The organism is Pedobacter psychrodurus, assembly GCF_032678585.1.
GTDB classification, from domain to species: Bacteria; Bacteroidota; Bacteroidia; order Sphingobacteriales; family Sphingobacteriaceae; genus Pedobacter; species Pedobacter psychrodurus_A.
Genome location: NZ_JAVTSN010000019.1, coordinates 77,501 through 96,166 on the forward strand (window position 1 = coordinate 77,501; position 18,666 = coordinate 96,166).

Sequence of the window (18,666 nt, forward strand, 5' to 3'; positions counted from 1 at the left end):
ATCGCCTGATTATTAGGCGTTTATTGTTTGTGTGTTTTTTAACGATTTTGATATTTTTTTTATAGCCCTCAGCAATTTGTAGCCATAAATTGCATTCAAAATTATCCTAACCAAATTATATGAAAAAAAATTCTGTCATGGCCTGGTCCATGGTTGTTGCGCTTGGAGGCTTTCTTTTTGGCTTCGATACGGCCGTGATCTCAGGTGCCGAAAAATCTATCCAGCAGTTCTGGTCGCTTTCCGTATTTCAGCATGGCCTTACCATTTCTATCGCCTTAATTGGTACTGTTGTTGGCTCACTTTTAGGCTCAAAACCGTCCGATGCTTTTGGCAGAAAGTCTACTCTGGCCTTTGTTGCAATTGCTTATCTTTTATCGTCATTGGGTACCGCCCTTGCCGATAACTGGTACCTCTTTCTGGCTTTCCGTTTCCTGGGTGGCTTAGGCGTTGGCACATCATCTGTAACGGCTCCGATTTACATCTCAGAGGTTTCGCCTGCCGAGAAGAGAGGGCAATTGGTGGGCTTGTTCCAATTTAATGTGGTACTGGGTATTTTGATTTCATATCTCTCTAATTACCTGCTCAGCCAAAGTGGCGAACATTCGTGGCGTTGGATGTTGGGGGTTCAGGCAGTGCCTTCATTGGTTTTTCTGATCCTGATCAGGTTTATTCCCGAAAGTCCACGCTGGCTGATCCTGAAAAAGGGAGATGTAAAACGGGCACTCGAAACGTTAAGGATTATCAATCCGCTAAATTGTGATGATGAGCTGGCTGCTATACGGCAATCTGATACCTTAAATAAAGGCAAAGATAAAAGCCCGGGACTATTTTCCGGACAGTATAATTTTCCGGTAATGCTGGCGGTGGTATTTGCCTTTTTTAATCAGGTTTCGGGTATTAATGCCATTATTTATTATGCGCCCAGGATATTTGAAATGGCAGGTTTGGGAGAGCATTCTTCGTTACTTTCTACAGTTGGTATAGGGGTAATTAATTTCATATTTACGCTCATTGCAATCAATTTTATCGATCGGGTAGGGCGAAGAATTTTAATGCTGATCGGTTCGGTTGGCTTGATTGCCTCTTTATTTGCGGTTGCGTTTACATTTTATTTCCATATAGAAGGCGGGCTTTCCATACCCATTTTTATCATGTTGTTTATAGCCTTTTTTGCTTTTTCTCAGGGCGCAGTAATCTGGGTGTTTATCTCCGAAATTTTTCCCAATCAGGTACGGGCAAAAGGGCAGACTTTAGGCAGTTCTACCCATTGGATCATGGCCGCATTGATTGCATTTTACTTTCCTTATCTAACCGAAACCCTTGGCGGTGCTGTTACCTTTTTCTTCTTCGGAACCATGATGGTGCTACAGTTAATCTTTGTTTGGCGCGTAATGCCCGAAACAAAAGGAAGATCACTCGAACAAATAGAATCAAACATTATACTCCATTAATATGTGTGCATTAAAAAAAAACAATACATCGGTAATCTGCTTTGGTGAGGTACTTTGGGATATTCTTCCCGATGGTCCGCAACCGGGTGGTGCACCACTTAATGTGGCTTATCACTTAAATAAACTGGGTGTACCAGCTGGTATTATCAGCCGTATAGGCAATGATGAAAATGGCAAATGGCTTCAGGAACTGATGGAAGAATGGGCTATTGATCACCGTTCACTCCAGGTGGATAAAAAATATCCAACCAGCGAGGTATTGGCCAGTTTAAACAACGGAAATGAAGTGTGTTACGAAATTGTATTTCCGGTTGCCTGGGATTTTATAACGGCAGATCAGGTGGCGCTGGAGCAGGTATCTTCATCAGCATATTTTATTTATGGCTCATTATCTTCCAGAAATGAACCCACACAACAAGCCTTAGCGCGTTTTCTCGAACTTGATGTGGTAAAAGTGCTTGATATTAACCTTCGGTATCCATTTGTAAAACGCGCTGTTTTGCAAGCTTTAATGGAAAAAGCCGATATCATTAAATTTAACGAAGCAGAGCTTGATGTGGTTCAAACGCTTTTCGGTGGACTTTACGGGACAGAAAGGGAGAAAGTAAAGTTCATTCAAGACCGGTTCGATGTGGCCGAAATACTGATTACCAAAGGCGAATCGGGTGCCGCATATTATAAAGGACCGGATAGGTTTTACCATTTCGGATCTGAAGTTAAGGTAGAAGATACCATAGGGAGTGGAGATGCATTTCTTGCCGCTTTTATTTCCGGCCATAAACAGCAGAAACATCCAAATGAAATTTTAAAGAATGCAATTGCTATGGGGGCTTTTATTGCCACACAGAAAGGTGCATGCCCAAACTATCAAATAGACGAGTATCTCCTTTTTGATACGTATTGCTAAATCGATTTTTTCTGCCAATATGAATCTATATTCCCGGCAAGGGTATGATGGATCGAACAAATACTAACCAATAAAACCAATTATGAGATGATGAAAAAAGTTATTTTTTATTGCTGTTTAATGCTCATTGCAGCGCTAAACAGTGTGGCTCAAACCAAAACTGTAACCGGTACGGTAACCGATCAGCAGAACAATGCACTTGAGGGTGTTTCTGTTGGTGTTGCAGAATCTGGAAAAGTGAGCCAAACAGATGCTAAAGGGAAATTTAGCATTCAGGCCGAAACCGGACAGACCTTAAAATTCAGTTATGTAGGGGCAAACCCTTACAGTTTAAAACTTGGCCTGAACACCAATGTGAGCATTCAACTCGATTTAACAAACGCCTTAAATGATGTAGTGGTAACCGGTTATCAGAAGGAAAGGAAAAAAGACCTTACTGGTGCTGTGGCCGTTGTTAATGTTAAAGATATCAAGGATATCCCGCTGGGCAATCCGATTAAAGCGCTGCAGGGCAGGGTTCCGGGTGTGTTGATCGGAGCCGATGGTTCGCCAAATGGCGGGGCCAGTGTCCGCATACGTGGTATCGGTACTTTGGGCAACAACGATCCTTTATATGTAATCGATGGCATCCCGACTAAACGGGGTTTGCAGGAATTAAACCAAAACGATATCGAATCGATACAGGTACTAAAAGATGCTTCATCTGCCACCATTTATGGATCGAGGGCAGCAAACGGGGTAATTATTGTAACCACCAAAAGAGCTAAGGCAGGTTATAGCCGTATTGATTTCGACGCATCTGCATCCCTTCAGTATTATACCTCGAAAATTAAAACGCTTAATGCCGAAGAGCGGGGAAGGGCATACTGGCAAGCGGCGGTAAACGACCGTTCGAATCCGAATGTAAACCAGATTTATCAGTACGATTGGAACAACAATTTCGATAACCCTGTGCTCAATCGCGTGATTATCCCTGAATTTATTGATGGGGCTAAAACCATGCGGTCGGCCGACACGGATTGGTATGACGAGATTTCCCAACAATCTTTATTACAGTCGTATAACCTTTCTATCGCCAACGGAAATGAAAAGGGCAACAGTTTATTTTCTTTGAGTTATTATGATAATAAAGGGATCATTAAAGAAACAAGAGATAAAAAACTAACCGGCAGGATCAATTCTGATTATACTTTGTTGAATGGAAAATTAAAAATCGGTGAAAATTTTTCGGGTACCTATATGAAGGATGTATTGATCCCTACAGGAGATGTTACCGGATTATCGCAGATTGTATTTTCGGTTGTGCCGATTTATACCGTAACAGGAGGTTGGGGCGGTCCGGCAGCGGGTATGGCCGACAGGCAAAACCCTGTGCGCCTGATTGAAGATAACAAACAGAATTACAATAATTTTTGGCGGGTATTTGGTAATGCCTATGCAGAATTGCAGATCATCCCGAAATTATTCTTAAAAACCAGTTATGCCATTGATTATAACGGAAACTATGCACGCACTTTACGCAAATCGTACACTTCTGGTTTCCTTTCCGATCCTTCAAATGCGGTGAACACCAACAGCAACTACGATGGAAACCGCATTTGGCAAAATACCCTTACTTATTCGATAAAAAAAGATAAACATCAGGCTGATTTTTTAATCGGGCAGGAGCAGATCAGTACCATATACCAGGGCTTTAGCGGAAGCAGGCAGGGATTGGCACTCGAAAACCTGGATTATGCCTATCTTGATGCAGGATCGACAACCAAAGACAATTCGGGAAACGGTACAGCAAGTTCATTGTTGTCGTATTTCGCGAAAGCCAATTATAGTTATAACGACCGGTACCTGCTTTCGGCAACGATCAGGCGTGATGGTTCTTCGCGATTTGGAAAAGAAAACCAGTTCGGTTATTTCCCTGCCTTTTCTGCCGGTTGGCGGATCAGTGAGGAAAAGTTTATCAAAGAATCGGTTCCAGTAGTTTCCGATCTGAAATTGCGTTACGGTTGGGGTAAAAACGGGAATCAGGAAATTGCAAACAATGCTACCTATACCTTGTATTCGGCCATTTATGGAACAAATGCAGTGGGCAATTATGATGGCGGTACCGCTTACGATATTTCAGGTGCCAATACCGGGCAGTTGCCATCTGGCTTTGCGCTCATCCAACAGGGAAACAATAGTCTTAAATGGGAAGAAACTGCCCAACACAACGTTGGTTTGGATTTTGCGCTTTTTAACAATGAACTTTCGGGATCGGTAGATTATTTTATCAAAAAAACTTCTGATATTTTAATCAATCCGGCGTACCTGGCCGTAATTGGCGAAGGCGGATCGAGGTTTGCAAACGGTGCATCTATGCAGAATAAGGGAGTGGAATTTTTGCTCTCATGGTCAAAACAGGTTGGTAAAGACTGGAACATTACCTTAACCGGAAATGCTTCTTCATACAGCAATAAGGTAACGGTTCTTCCTCCTGAAATCCTTACTTCTTACCCAGGGAACGGAACTGACAAAAATATCTTAGGCCGGCCGGTAACTTCCATCTTTGGCTACGTAGCCGATGGAATCTTTAAAACTGCTGAGGATGTAAATAACCATGCCATACAGCCAGGAAAAGGTATCGGCAGGATTCGGTATAAAGATTTGAACGGCGATGGCACTATTGATGCGCTGGACAGGGACTATATTGGCAATACCGCCCCTAAATGGATCTATGGTTTTAACACATCCATCAGTTATAAAAATTTCGACTTCTCCTTCTTCTTGCAGGGCGTACAGGGATCTGATGTGAACAATGGATATAAATACCTGACCGATTTTTCTTCACTGGCTCCGGGAGCAAATTTCGGAAACCGCACTTTAGACGCTTTTACACCACAAAACAGCGGTTCTAATATTCCATCACTTACGCTGGTAGACCGGAATAATGAAGGAAGAACTTCAACTTATTTCCTGGAAAGCGGCTCTTATCTCAAACTCCGGAATATCCAGTTGGGCTATAATTTACAGCCTGTGCTCAAGAATCTGAAAGTACAACGGGCAAGGGTTTTTGTACAGGCGAGTAATGTATTTACCCTTAAAAGTAAAAGTTATACCGCAACCGATCCCGAGAATCCGGGCAATGCCTATCCAATACCTTTAATTACCACTTTGGGGATCAATGTTTCATTCTAAATCAATAAAAAAGATGAAAAAGACTACACTATATATCTTAACTGCAATCTGCCTGATTTTGGTATCCTGCACAAATACACTGGATGAAAAACCTCAGGGGGTAGTATCATCCGAAGACCTGAATACACCTGAGAATGCAGAGAAAATGGTTATCGCAGCTTATTCTGCCCTTGGTAACGATTATTGGGCAACACCGTATAGCAATATGTGGGCTTATGGCAGTATCCGCAGTGGCGATGCTTATAAAGGCGGCGATGGTCCCGGCGATGTAGGCGATTTTAATGCTTACGAAACCTTTAACCTTAACCGCGTGGATATTGGCAATGCCGATGGTACCTGGTTTAGGTTGTATTTAGCCATTGGCAGGGTTAACGATGCTTTGGCGCGCGTAAATAACTTAACCGCTGCACAGCTCTCTACCAGGCTTTCGCGACAGGCTGAACTGAGGTTTTTAAGAGGACATTTTTATTTCCTTTTGAAAATTCTATTTAAACGTGTGCCTTATATCGACGAAAGTATTCCCAAAACCGATTATGATAAGATCTCAAATGTAGATTTAACAGACGAACAGCTCTGGGATAAAATTACTGCAGATTTTCGTTTTGCAGGCGATAACCTGCCGGTAGACCAGTCGGATAAAGGAAGGATTACCAAATTTGCGGCAAAGTCTTATCTGGCCAAAGCATTGTTATACCAGGCTTATGTGCAGGATAATCAGAATAACGTAACCTCAATCAATCAGGCCAAATTAAATGAAGTGTTAAGTCTTACCGATGAGGTAATCAATTCAGGTAAATATAGTTTGAGTGCCGATTATGCGAATAACTTTCTTTCCAGATTTGAAAACGGACCTGAATCTGTTTTTGCCATCCAGTATTCGAAAGATGATGGCACGCCCAATGGAAGAACGGATAACGGCCATTCCCTTAATTATCCTATGAACGTAGAATATGGCTGCTGCGGTTTTCATACCCCAAGTCAGAATTTAGTAAACGCCTTTAAAACCTCTCTTACAGGTTTACCATTGTTCGATTCTTACAATACCATTAATACGGCTGCTGGCGATGACTTTAAAACCAATAGTTTTGATCCGCGTTTAGATCACTCCGTGGCCATACCAGGTCATCCTTATAAATATAAACCAACATTCATTTTTCAGGTATCGTGGACCAGGGCACCACAGATTTACGGTCGTTTTATGAGTTTAAAGGAAACGGTCCTGCCCGATGATCCGGCGTTTAAAAAGTTCCCTCCCTTTATGTCGAGTGCTAAAAACTGGGATATTATCCGCTATGCAGATGTACTGCTTTTCAAAGCAGAGGCGCTAATCGAATTGGGGCGGTTTAATGATGCCGTTCCGATTATCAATTCGATTAGAACTAGGGCCGCAAACAGTACCACGCTGTTAAAACAGGCGGATGGATCGAGTACTTCTAATTACAAAATAAATACCTATCAGCCAGGGGTAAACTGCACCTGGACACAGAGCTATGCGCGTGAAGCCTTGAGGTACGAACGCAGAATGGAGTTTGCTATGGAAGGTTACCGCTTTTTCGACCTGGTACGGTGGGGAATAGCTGCCGATTATCTGAATGCTTATTTTTCGGTCGAGAAAAACAGGGCTTCGCACCTCCGGGATGCCTTTTTTAAAAAGAATAGAGATGAATATTTGCCAATCCCATTAAATCAGATCAATTTTAGCAAAGGATTGTACAAACAAAATACCGGCTGGTAGTCATCATTCTGGGGCGATATTTTGCACCGGAATATGTTAAATTTAAAAATATGAGAAAAGCTTTTTATTCGGTGGTATCGGCCTTTGCGGTTTTGCTGATGAGCTTTAATGCTTTTAGCCAGGAAGAAGTTTCGTTCTCGGGTTTGCTAAAAGAAATGACGGCCAGCAAAGCGATGAGTTATTGGCCTGCCAATAATTTTACCACCCATCAGGCCAGCAGTTACGACCGGGCTTCTGTATCGCCTGATCAACCGGGATGGTACAACAATGCCGATTTTTCGCAATACATCAGAACAGAACAAAAATCGGGACATGCCGAGCAGGTGATGCTGGATGTAGATGGTCCGGGTGTAATTGTACGGTTCTGGCTGACCACTTTTAAACGAAATGGAATTTTGCGGATTTACTTTGATCATCAGGATAGCGCAACATTGAAGATTCCCGCTTACGATCTGCTGAAGAGTGGTTTAAACCTCGGGCCTGCCTTGTTAAATCCGCATTCTTCCTATCAGCCAAAAGAAAAAGGCGGCAGTACCCTTTATCTGCCTTTGCCTTATGCAAAACATTGTAAGGTTACCTGGGAGGAAAAGGATCTTCAGGAGAAACAGCCAAGATATTATCAGATCAATTACCGTACTTATCTGCCAAAAACCAAAGTAAGAACATTTGATTTTAAAGAACTTGCTGCTGCGAAAAATCTGATCGGTGAAACAGAAAAACTGTTGTGGAATCCACCTGTTGCGAATCACACAACTGCCAGTTTACTTAAAAAGTTGATCCAACCGGGCAAAACAGTTTCCATAACCCTACCTAAAGGACCATCCTCCATAGATGTGATGCGCTTAAAAATAGCAGCACAACAACTGGCACTTCAAGATCAGGCCTTGCGTTCTACCATTATTAAAATCGTGTTTGATAACGAACAAACCGTTTGGTGCCCTGTGGGCGATTTTTCGGGCAGTGGAGTAGGTGGCAAGGCACTTCAAAGTTGGTACAGGATAGTAAGCCCCGATGGACAGATCATAAGCCGCTGGGTAATGCCCTATCAAAAATCGGCTGTAGTTTCCTTCATCAATTTAAGTGATGTGCCGATTGAAATTGATTTATCCGCGCAGGTCAGTAAATACCAGTGGACAAAATCGAGCATGTATTTTCATGCCAGCTGGAAACAAAAAAGAGAAGAAGCCATTTTTAAATTTGATACACCAAAAGCACAGGAACTGAATTTTATCACCATTAAGGGGAAAGGCATTTACCTGGGCAATAACATGTCGGTATTTAACCATATGCATACCTGGTATGGCGAAGGCGATCAGAAAATATGGGTCGATCAGGATAAATTCCCTTCCGAATTTGGAACGGGAACCGAAGATTATTACAATACCTCCTGGGCACCGGTTGTATTATACCAAACACCTTTTGCAAATGCGCCCCGTGCAGATCATGAAGATTCGTACGGGTACAATACCTTTACCAGAACCCGCAACCTCGACCGTATCCCATTTACAAACTTTTTTAAAATGGATATGGAGATGCTGGGCTGGCAAAACGGAACCGCCGATTTTGCGGCCACAACCTATTGGTATGGTTTCGCCAAAGCAACCGATCAAATTACAGGAATGGAAGAAGAAGCCAAAACTATTTTACCAAAGTAAACAGATAAACTATTTATCGGACAGATTAATTATTATTATTGAAAAGATATGAAAACAACACTCAAAATGATGCTCGGCATCGGCGCTTTATTGGTTCTTTTTCAGGTGGCCAATGCGGCTGATATTGTGATCAAAATAAACAAGCGGTACCTCAATTTGCCTGTTTCGCAAAAACAGAACAGGGCAAACATGAAATTTGAAATTGCAGGTAAACAGGAACGTATTTTCAAAATCAGGCTTGCTAAAGATGAACCCGAATATTGGGTTTTCTGTGATGTAAGTGCGTTAAAAGGAAAAACAATCAAAATCAGCTACGATGGCGATGGTTCAGGACTGGATAAAATTTATCAGAACGATGAGATAGAAGGACAAAAATCGATATACAAAGAAAAGAACCGCCCCCAGTTTCATTTTACGACGAAAAGAGGATGGATAAATGATCCAAACGGACTTATTTTTTACGAAGGCGAATACCACCTTTTTTATCAGCATAATCCTTACGAAAAGGAATGGGAAAATATGTCGTGGGGCCATGCGGTAAGTAAGGACATGATCCATTGGGAAGAGCTTCCAACGGCTTTAAGTCCGGATAATATCGGTACCATGTTCTCGGGGTCGGCAGTGATCGATTACAACAATACCGCTGGCTTTAACAAACGAAATACACCTGCCATGGTAGCTACTTATACGGCATTTACAGATGAAAAACAGGTTCAGTGTGTGGCTTATAGCTTAGATAAAGGACGTACCTGGACAAAGTACAGCAAAAACCCGATTATCGATTCGAAGGCAAAATGGAACAGTAATGATACCCGCGATCCGAGAGTGTTTTGGTATAAGCCGGGCAACCATTGGGTATTGGTGTTAAATGAAAGAGACGGCCATTCGATCTATAACTCTAAAAATTTAAAGGATTGGACTTTCGAAAGCCATACCACAGGTTTTTGGGAATGCCCTGATTTATTTGAACTGCCTGTTGATGGCGATAAAAGCAAAACCAAATGGGTAATGTATGGTGCATCAAATACCTATATGATCGGCACTTTTGACGGTAAAAAATTCACTCCTGAGTCTGGCAAACATTATTATGTTACCGGAACCATTTATGCTGCCCAAACTTTTACCAATATCCCAGAAAGCGATGGACGTAGAATCCAGATTGGATGGGGCAAGGTGAGTCATCCTGATATGCCTTTTAATGGTATGATGCTTTTGCCAACCGAACTTAAACTTAAAACCACAAAGGATGGTGTACGCCTGTTTAGCGAACCTATAAAAGAGGCCGATCAACTTTTTGAAAGCGTAGGGGAATGGAGTAACCTAAATGAAAAAGATGCCAGCGAAAAGCTCAAAGCCTACAACAATAACGATAGGATCCGGATCAAGACAAAAATTAAACTTTCTCACGCCACTGGCGCAGGTTTAAATCTTTTTGGACAGAAATTATTGGATTACGACATGAATTTTAATTTGGTAAACGGTGTTTTTTATTCTCCGGAGGATATGACGAGTATGGAAATTTCGGCTGATATCTATATCGACCGTACCTCTATAGAGGTATTTATTGATGGTGGTGCCTATTCATATTCAATGGAACGCAAGCCGGATACCAAAAACACTGAAGGTTTTCACTTTTGGGGAAATAATATTGATGTTAAAGAACTGAAGGTTTATACTGTGAAGTCGATTTGGTAATAAATTAGATATAAACCGTTTTTTTGGGATCCTGGCGCAATCATTTGCCAGGGTCCCAAAAATTTGTTGACTTAAAATACTTAAATTGCTTTTCAAATAAAGGTAATTATGAGAAATAGGTCTTTAGTTTTTTTTGCTTTCCTGGTTGTTTTGTCTTTTTCTGGTTTCATTTCAACTCAGCCAGAATATCCACAGTTGGGCATCGTTTCCGGTTTAGCTCAAGACAGTATAGCCTATTCGGCAGGTTTTAAACTGATCGGCGAATCGGTGCCAAAAATATTGGTACCAACAATGGGCGATGAAGAGTTTCGTGCAAACTTAAAAAAAGTGAAAGCAGCAAAATGTAAGGTGTTAAGCTGTAATCTGTTTTTTCCAGGCAGCTTAAAAATTGCCGGGCCAAATGTAGATGAAGCCCAGGTTTTGGCCTATACCGAAACGGTGTTATCTAGAGCCAAGGAGGCGGGCGTGAAATACATTGTTTTGGGCAGTTCGGGCGCACGCAGCATACCCGCCGATTATGATGTGAATAAGGCAACATCAGATTTCATAATCCTGAGCAAAAAACTGGGGCAGCTTGCCAAAAAACACAATGTAATTATCCTGCTGGAAAACTTAGAAAAAACCGAGACTAATTTTATTACCTCGTTAAAGTCGGCAGCCGAGGTTGTAAAGGGTGTAAATGAACCCAATTTTAGGCTGAATGTGGATATTTTTCATATGCTGCGCGAGGGAGAATCTCCAGACGAAATTGTTGCCGCTGGCGCGGTAGTAGGCTTTTGTGAAATTGCCGAAAAAGAAAAACGTACGCTACCTGGTGTAGCTGGCGATGATTTTAAACCTTACCTAAGGGCATTGAAGAAAATCAATTACAAAGGTTTTATCTTTATCGAAGCGAGTACCAGTAACCCTTCAGTTGAGATACCAGTTGCTTTCAAATACCTTTCAAATCAGGTTGCAGAGGTGTATTCGGGAAAATAGGATTAATGTGGTAAGGTGCAATATCATTAAAAAGCGCTAGACACAAAAAACTTAATCCTTTAACGAAATCTCCAGTTTCTGTTCCGCTTGATTTCTAAATATGGTAATGGCTACATGTCCTTTCCATCGGATTTCACCATGGATTTTTAGTAAGCCGCCAACAGATTTCACTTCGTTCTGATCAAGCCCGATAATCACATCACCTTTCCTTAAGCCATTTTTTTCGGCGATAGAGCCTTTTGTTAACCGAATGAGCAAAGCCCCATCATTATTAGGCAGCCCGGCTGCTGATCTTTCACCTAAATTTTCAATATTCTTGAATGTCGCGCCCAGCCATTCGCCTTCACTCGATTCGCTAATCTGATCAGTACTGTTTAAGGGATTGATTTTAGGAGAAGCGGCCAGCTTTTTTAAACGGGTGGCAGTTACGCCAAAATTCATATCGAAATCTTTAAACCCGATTTTTAATGCATCAGATGATTTTTTAAGGTGATAATTTCCTGTTTTTTCATCCACAAACCGGACATCGCCTGCCAGGCTATTTGCGTCTGTTTTTAGCTTTTGCGTTTTTAAAAGACCTTCCTGGGTAAGGAAAAAATTGTAATTAATTTCTTTACCCCAGTTTTCCATTAATATTGGGGCATAAGCTGATGATACGATGTTGTTTTTAAAAATATCACCACTATTTTTTAACCAAACATGAGGATGAAAGGTATTGTTAATAATAATGTTGTTATATACGCTGCGGTGATAGCCTTCCCTTAACTTTAAACCACCACTCAAGCAAATGTTATTGTAGATCTGATAATTGCTACTGCCATCATCTAAATCAATATCCCAGCCATGGTCGCATCGAAAACGGTTGTTCCGCAAAATGATCGGATGGATCACATCTAAAAGTTCTATGCCTGGCTTAGCCGCCACAATGCTATCCATTGTATTTCTTGCCGGCCGCCAGTACCGGTCTCTACCCCACGAATTAAAGGCGCCATGGTCGCCAGTTTCCAGTACAGTATCAAATACATCGTTAAATTCGATAATATGTCCGCCCCAGGTACCTTCGCTAATGTTAATGCCCGCACGTGGAACATGATAAATGGTATTATGGCTGACCAAAATATCCGACGACATGGATATTTGAATACCTGCTGATTGCTTTTCTATAGTACCCGTATGGTGGATCAGGTTACCTGCAGCCTCGCACTGCTGCGGATAATTTAAGCTTTTAGGCCCTGGCTGCATGTCTGTTTCAGGGTATGGAACAGCATTTTCATATCTAAATGATGGCGAACGAACGGCATCAGGACTACCTACAAATGCGATTCCATTTGCACCGATGTTATAAATGTGGTTGCTGTCGATTTTGTCATTTTTGTTGTAATTGCTTAGAAAAATTGCGCTTCCACCTAAATCGTAAAAATTACAATTTTTAACCACGACATTTTCTGTCCCATCCATCAAAATAGCGCCCCCACGGAATATGGCCCAGTCGCTTCTTAATAAAGGTTCCTTTACCAGCATAAAACTTCTGGCGGTCTGCGTAAAATCAATACCAGTTATGGAGATATTTTTAATTGGGCTCGCTAGTGATCCTTTTAGATGTACAAGATCGGTAATGCTGGTAAATGCAAATTCGGCCGTTTGCGGGTTTGTCCCAACAGGAGGAATAAGGTAAATAATTTCCGCTTTCTGATCATAAAACCATTCGCCGGGCTGGTCTAATTCTTCGAATATATTTTCTACGTAGCGGTGTTGAGGATGCATTTTGGCTGGGCGGTTGTTCTGCCAGCCACCTTTGTAAAACAGTTTGCCCGTACTGTCTTTTCCGGTAATCAGATAATGGAAATCGCCCCATTCGCCCTGATGTAACGCATGTATATAACCACCTTTAGGGTTATTCCATTTCTTTGCGCGCTCCGGTGCAATTGCATCGGCAGCTGTTCCGTTATATACCCTTGCCGATGGATTAAAATCCGGGTACCGTGCCATTGGTAGTATCTTGCCATTCATAAATAGCTGGTCGGGAGCCTGATTTAAACTTAATCTGGCAGATAGGATATTGTTTTTAAAAGGCTTCCAGGACAATTTAACTTTCTGTGCGCCCGAAATGAGTACCTTTTGGTTGGGTTTTGCTTTAATGTTAAGTGTTTTAAGATGATAGTGTGCCGAAGTAATTTCAACAGTTTTATCTAACGGATATGTACCACCGGCAAGTTCGATAATGACGTTTTTGTTTTTATAGGCTAGTGCCTTACTGATCCCTTTAGCAAAGGTTTTTACAGGCTGCTTGGCCGTACCGGGGTTTTGATCATTGCCAGCTGTGGAGACAAAAATGGTTTGTGCTTTAGCAATGCTAAATGCCAAAAAAGCAATAATAGCCAATGATGTTTTTTTCATCCGTATATCTCTTATTAAAATACTGCGGGTATAAGGCGCAGATTGTTTAAATATTTGGTCGTTTTTACAGGATGTTTGAACACCCGTTTAAGCTTAGGCCTTAAATGATTAAGATGTTATCAATTAGCCTATTGCAATTAAACCATTAGGGCGTAATTTAAATTTAATCTTATTGGCAAATGATTCTCCGATATAAGCCATTAAATCACGTTACGAAACCTAGCTTAACCCGTTGCTCTTTAAAAGATTCGATAGCTAGCCTTTTCTTGTTGGCTCATTTTCCTTGAAAAGAAAACTAGACAAACGTTTGTGCGAAGAAAAAATAGGAAGGGCGAAATTGTTATCAATATCTTGCATATGCCAATTCAAGTTCGATGCTGAAATTGGAAGCGATTTAATTTTTTGAGCTCATTTTATTATAAGGATCGAAGTCCATTTGGTTTTTCTTTTTGTCTGTTGATCATCATGATTAATCGCCGACGTAAAGACTCAATAAAATTGAAAATGATACCAGGGTTCTGCCCTTAAAAATTGAACAAAATTATCAACGCTAAAAAAGAATAAGCTTAATCCAAACCACGAATGATAAAAAGAACGCTATTCCTGTTGTGTCTGGCCGGAACATTAACTGCCAGCACCTATGCTCAGAAAAACAAGACTAAACCCAATATCGTCTACATTCTTGCCGATGATCTGGGTTATGGCGAACTGGGTAGCTATGGTCAGCAGAAAATAGAAACCCCTCATCTGGATGAACTGGCCAGGCATGGCAAACGGTTTACCCAGCATTATGCCTATCCCGTTTGTGCGCCTTCGAGGTTTGGATTAATGACGGGCATCAATTCGGGCAAAGCATTCATCCGGGGTAACCACGAGTGGGGAGAACGTGGCGATGTGTGGAGTTTTAAGGCGATGGAAGAAAATCCTTTTCTCGAAGGCCAGTATCCAATTCCTGATTCGACTATCACTATTGCCAAAGTATTAAAAACAGTAGGCTATAATACTGCATTGGTAGGTAAATGGGGTTTGGGAAGCCCGATGACGGCCGGTACGCCAAACCGACAGGGTTTTGATTATTTCTACGGATTTATCTGTCAGCGACAGGATCATACTTACTACGGCGGGCACTTATGGGAGAACGAAACCCGTGTTCCATTGGATAATAAAATTGTTGATCCTGATGTAAAATTCCCTTCGGATCTTGATCCCCTGAATGAAAAAAACTATGAGAAATATCAGCAGAACGACTATGCACCAGATTTCTTGATTAAAGCGGCCATAAATTTCATCGGAAAGAATAAAGACAAGCCCTTCTTTTTGTATTATGCAAGCCCTTTGCCACATGTATCATTACAGGCACCGAAAAAACTGGTCGATTATTATCATCAGAAATTTGGAGAGGAGAAGCCCTTTTTAGGGGGCTCTTATTTTCCTTGTCGTTACCCCCGTGCTACTTACGCGGCTATGATTACCTTACTCGATCAGCAGATAGGGCAATTGATTAAAAAGCTTAAAGATGAAGGCGTGTACGAAAATACCATCATCATGTTCTGTGCAGATAATGGAACCGCATCTAACGCAGGTGCCGATCCGGTATTTTTTAACAGCAATGGCCCATTTAAAGGAGAGTATGGCTGGGGCAAAGGTTTTGTGCGGGAGGGTGGCATCAGGGAGCCATTTATTGTATCCTGGCCGGGTAAGGTGAAAGAAGGATCAACCAGTGATCTGATTTCGTCGACCCTCGATATCATGCCTACATTTTGCGATTTGTTGAATATCAAAGCACCAGCAGAGATAGATGGATTGAGCATTCTGCCAACCATTTTAGACAAAGGGAAACAGATCCAGCACGATTATCTGTACTTTGAATATCCCGAATATGGTGGGCAACAGGCCATCCGCATCGGCAATTGGAAGGGGGTAAGGTTAAACATGCTGAAGGGAAATGATACATGGACATTGTACGATCTGACAACTGATTTGAAAGAACAAAATGATGTAGCTGCAGATCATCCCGACATTGTAAAACAGATGGTGGCCATTTCAAAAAAAGAACACCATACGCCATTGATCAAAAGATTTGAAATACCGGTGTTGGAAAAGGAAAAGCAATAAGTTTTAACTTTTCCAGCGTTTATCTGATTTTTATATGATTTGCAGCCACCCATGGTGGGAAGCTTTCATAACCCTTATGATTTGTCGCCACCTATGGTGGGAAGCTTTCATAACCCTTATGATTTGCTGCCACCCATGGTGGGAAGCTTTCATAACCCTTATGATTTGCCGCCACCTATGGTGGGAAGCTTTCAAAGTAAAATTTTCATGTTTGCGCCTTAGTACGATGGTAATATTTAAATTTGGCCAATAAAATTCTTCCTTAACATGACCTATGTAGAAAAATTACAAGCCTTACGACAGTTAATGACTAATCAAGGTGTTGATGCTTATGTGATTACCGCTGCCGATCCTCACATTAGTGAATATCTTCCTGCACATTATAAAGCCATCCCCTTTGCCTGTGGTTTTACAGGTTCGGCCGGTACACTGGTGATTACGCAAACCTTTGCAGGCCTGTGGACGGATTCGCGGTATTTTAGTCAGGCAGAAACCCAATTACAGGGTACAGGCTATGAGTTGGTTAAGTTAAAAGTACCCCACACTCCCGAATACATGGCTTGGCTGCTCGAAGTATTGCCCGGAGGTGCAAAAGTAGCCTTCAATCACCAATTGATTACCGTAGCATTGGCGATCGAGATGAAGCAACACCTGCTGGCGCGATCTATTGAAACAATCGATTTCGATTTCGTGAGCGCCATCTGGACCGATAGGGTAGGGCTGCCGCAGGAAAAGGCTTATTTAATTGGAGAAGAAGCCGCTGGTTTGAGTATTTCGGATAAAATTGCTGAAACCAGAGCTATATTGAAAACAAATGCTACAGCCTATCATTTTATTTCTTCCCTTGATGATATTGCATGGCTATTTAACCTCCGCGGCAAAGATGTAGATTATAATCCCGTTGCTTTAAGTTTTGCGATCATTACTCCTGACGAAACAAAACTCTTTATCGATCAAGAAAAGTTGTCGGAAACCGATATCGATATCTTGAATAAACAGGGCGTAAGGGTATATCCATATCAAAATATATCGAAGGCATTGCAGGCTTTGCCACCCGATGCTTCTATTTTTATCGATCCAAAACGCACCTGTTTCGGCTTGTATCAATGTTTGCCTAAAACAGCTCAGGTTATTTTTGGGATCAATCCGACCACGCATTTAAAAAGTTTAAAAAACGATACCGAGGTTAAGCACATCCGTAAAGCCATGCTACAAGATGGTGTGGCCCTATCCAGGTTTTTTAAATGGATGGAAGATAGGCTGGGGAAAGAAAAAATTACAGAATGGTCGGCGGCAGAACAGTTGGCTAAATTTCGGGCCGAACAGCAATCTTTTGTCGACTTAAGTTTTAATACCATTGCAGGTTATAATGCCAATGGCGCGCTGCCGCATTATAGCGTAACCGCAGAGAGCGATCAGGAAATTAAAGGCGATGGTTTGTTTTTAGTCGATTCAGGAGGGCAGTACCTGTATGGTACCACCGATATTACCAGGGTAATGCCCATCGGTAAAGCTTCGGCAGGCCAGGCCGACGATTATACTTTGGTACTTAAAGGACTTATTGAGGGGGCTAAATTGATTTTTCCAGAAGGTACAAAAGGGTATCAGATAGATGCCATCTGCAGAAAACCATTGTGGGATTATACCATTAACTTCGGTCATGGCACCGGTCATGGTATCGGCTTTTTTCTGAACGTACACGAAGGTCCTCAGAATATTAGCCCTGCTAATGTAGATATAGCCTTTAAGCCGGGTATGGTAACTTCTATCGAACCTGGTATTTATCGACCGGGTAGACATGGTGTACGGATCGAAAACCTGGTTTTGTGTTCTGCACACAGTAACAGCGAGTTTGGTAACTTCCTTGCTTTCGAAACCTTAACACTGTGTTTTATCGATACCACTATCGTAAATAAAACACTTTTGGAATCGCATCAGCTGGTCTGGTTAAATCAATACAATCAAATGGTTTTCGATCGGCTTCAGCCTTTGTTGTCAGTAGAAGAAGCGGAGTGGCTGAAGGTAAAATGTCAGCCGATTTAAAGATTGTCTTGGGGCATCATAATCCGATCGCTGCCCAGTTTGGATATTAAGATTACTTATGTCTTATAATGACATTTACTTAAATAGCAGATAATCTGTGTTTGTTTGCCATATAGGGAATATAAGGACCATGTAAGCTTACCTGTTCTCATATTCCTTATATGGTGAAATCTTTCGCGTAAACTGCGAGCACCTGTTCGTTGATCACACTTCTCACCCTCCGCTCACCCCAACTTCCAATAAATACACCAATCCTTTACCAATTTTGCGCTATTTTTAAGATCGGTACCCGCTTTATCTTTTAAAGTATATTTTTGATTGTCCCAAAACACTTGCTCCCTCATCATGACCATCAAATCAAAAAAACTATCAATAATTACTTTTAAAGCAATATTTTGCTGTACACTGGCTCTACTTAATGTTAAGGTAGGTTTTGCGCAATCACCGTGGATTGCCTTAGGTAAAAAACCTTCCACATTAGGGCTTGAAAATGGATTTTCGACCTTCAACGCCGGA

At 41.6% G+C, this 18,666-nt stretch carries 11 protein-coding genes; 9 read left to right on the forward strand and 2 right to left on the reverse strand.

The genetic code is table 11. The features are described from left to right. Positions 1-119: 119 nt before the first annotated feature. From R2S57_RS14160 to R2S57_RS14190, 7 genes are all read left to right on the forward strand, one after another. Positions 120-1,451 carry a sugar porter family MFS transporter gene (locus R2S57_RS14160; protein WP_316845607.1) on the forward strand — a complete coding sequence of 444 codons (1,332 nt, stop codon included), beginning with the start codon at positions 120-122 and terminating at the stop codon, positions 1,449-1,451. Between the two features lies 1 nt (position 1,452). Then, positions 1,453-2,358 carry a carbohydrate kinase gene (locus tag R2S57_RS14165; protein WP_316845608.1) on the forward strand — a complete coding sequence of 302 codons (906 nt, stop codon included), beginning with the start codon at positions 1,453-1,455 and terminating at the stop codon, positions 2,356-2,358. Between the two features lie 87 nt (positions 2,359-2,445). Further along, a complete protein-coding gene (locus R2S57_RS14170; RefSeq protein ID WP_316845609.1) occupies positions 2,446-5,532 on the forward strand; it encodes a TonB-dependent receptor in 3,087 nt (1,028 codons plus the stop codon). Between the two features lie 13 nt (positions 5,533-5,545). After that, positions 5,546-7,267, forward strand: a complete 1,722-nt coding sequence (locus R2S57_RS14175) for a RagB/SusD family nutrient uptake outer membrane protein (RefSeq protein ID WP_316845610.1) — start codon at positions 5,546-5,548, stop codon at positions 7,265-7,267. A 50-nt stretch (positions 7,268-7,317) separates the two neighbouring features. Beyond that, entirely contained in the window at positions 7,318-8,922 is a 1,605-nt protein-coding gene (locus tag R2S57_RS14180) for a glycoside hydrolase family 172 protein (RefSeq protein WP_316845611.1), read from the forward strand. A 48-nt stretch (positions 8,923-8,970) separates the two neighbouring features. Further along, positions 8,971-10,617: a DUF4980 domain-containing protein gene (locus R2S57_RS14185; RefSeq protein ID WP_316845612.1), complete on the forward strand. Its 1,647-nt coding sequence runs from the start codon at positions 8,971-8,973 to the stop codon at positions 10,615-10,617. A gap of 108 nt (positions 10,618-10,725) precedes the next feature. Continuing rightward, complete coding sequence (locus R2S57_RS14190; protein WP_316845613.1) at positions 10,726-11,595, forward strand: sugar phosphate isomerase/epimerase family protein; 870 nt, start codon at positions 10,726-10,728, stop codon at positions 11,593-11,595. A 51-nt stretch (positions 11,596-11,646) separates the two neighbouring features. Here R2S57_RS14190 and R2S57_RS14195 read toward each other — a convergent pair whose 3' ends face one another. Continuing rightward, on the reverse strand, positions 11,647-13,992 hold the full coding sequence (locus tag R2S57_RS14195; protein WP_316845614.1) for a PDZ domain-containing protein: 2,346 nt from the start codon (positions 13,990-13,992) through the stop codon (positions 11,647-11,649). Positions 13,993-14,574: 582 nt separating this feature from the next. Here R2S57_RS14195 and R2S57_RS14200 point away from each other — a divergent pair. After that, positions 14,575-16,107, forward strand: a complete 1,533-nt coding sequence (locus R2S57_RS14200; protein ID WP_316845615.1) for an arylsulfatase — start codon at positions 14,575-14,577, stop codon at positions 16,105-16,107. A 267-nt stretch (positions 16,108-16,374) separates the two neighbouring features. Then, positions 16,375-18,150, forward strand: coding sequence for an aminopeptidase P family protein (locus tag R2S57_RS14205; RefSeq protein WP_316845616.1), 1,776 nt, complete (start codon positions 16,375-16,377; stop codon positions 18,148-18,150). A gap of 224 nt (positions 18,151-18,374) precedes the next feature. Here R2S57_RS14205 and R2S57_RS14210 read toward each other — a convergent pair whose 3' ends face one another. Next, positions 18,375-18,659, reverse strand: coding sequence for a hypothetical protein (locus R2S57_RS14210; RefSeq protein WP_316845617.1), 285 nt, complete (start codon positions 18,657-18,659; stop codon positions 18,375-18,377). Positions 18,660-18,666 lie beyond the last annotated feature (7 nt).

Bases quoted from the DNA above. Each gene is read 5' to 3' on its own strand.
- R2S57_RS14170 (WP_316845609.1), top strand. From the start codon at position 2,446: ATGATGAAAAAAGTTATTTTTTATTGCTGTTTAATGCTCATTGCAGCG.
- R2S57_RS14175 (WP_316845610.1), top strand. From the start codon at position 5,546: ATGAAAAAGACTACACTATATATCTTAACTGCAATCTGCCTGATTTTG.
- R2S57_RS14165 (WP_316845608.1), top strand. From the start codon at position 1,453: ATGTGTGCATTAAAAAAAAACAATACATCGGTAATCTGCTTTGGTGAG.
- R2S57_RS14205 (WP_316845616.1), top strand. From the start codon at position 16,375: ATGACCTATGTAGAAAAATTACAAGCCTTACGACAGTTAATGACTAAT.
- R2S57_RS14180 (WP_316845611.1), top strand. From the start codon at position 7,318: ATGAGAAAAGCTTTTTATTCGGTGGTATCGGCCTTTGCGGTTTTGCTG.
- R2S57_RS14200 (WP_316845615.1), top strand. From the start codon at position 14,575: ATGATAAAAAGAACGCTATTCCTGTTGTGTCTGGCCGGAACATTAACT.
- R2S57_RS14185 (WP_316845612.1), top strand. From the start codon at position 8,971: ATGAAAACAACACTCAAAATGATGCTCGGCATCGGCGCTTTATTGGTT.
- R2S57_RS14190 (WP_316845613.1), top strand. From the start codon at position 10,726: ATGAGAAATAGGTCTTTAGTTTTTTTTGCTTTCCTGGTTGTTTTGTCT.
- R2S57_RS14160 (WP_316845607.1), top strand. From the start codon at position 120: ATGAAAAAAAATTCTGTCATGGCCTGGTCCATGGTTGTTGCGCTTGGA.
- R2S57_RS14195 (WP_316845614.1), bottom strand. From the start codon at position 13,992: ATGAAAAAAACATCATTGGCTATTATTGCTTTTTTGGCATTTAGCATT.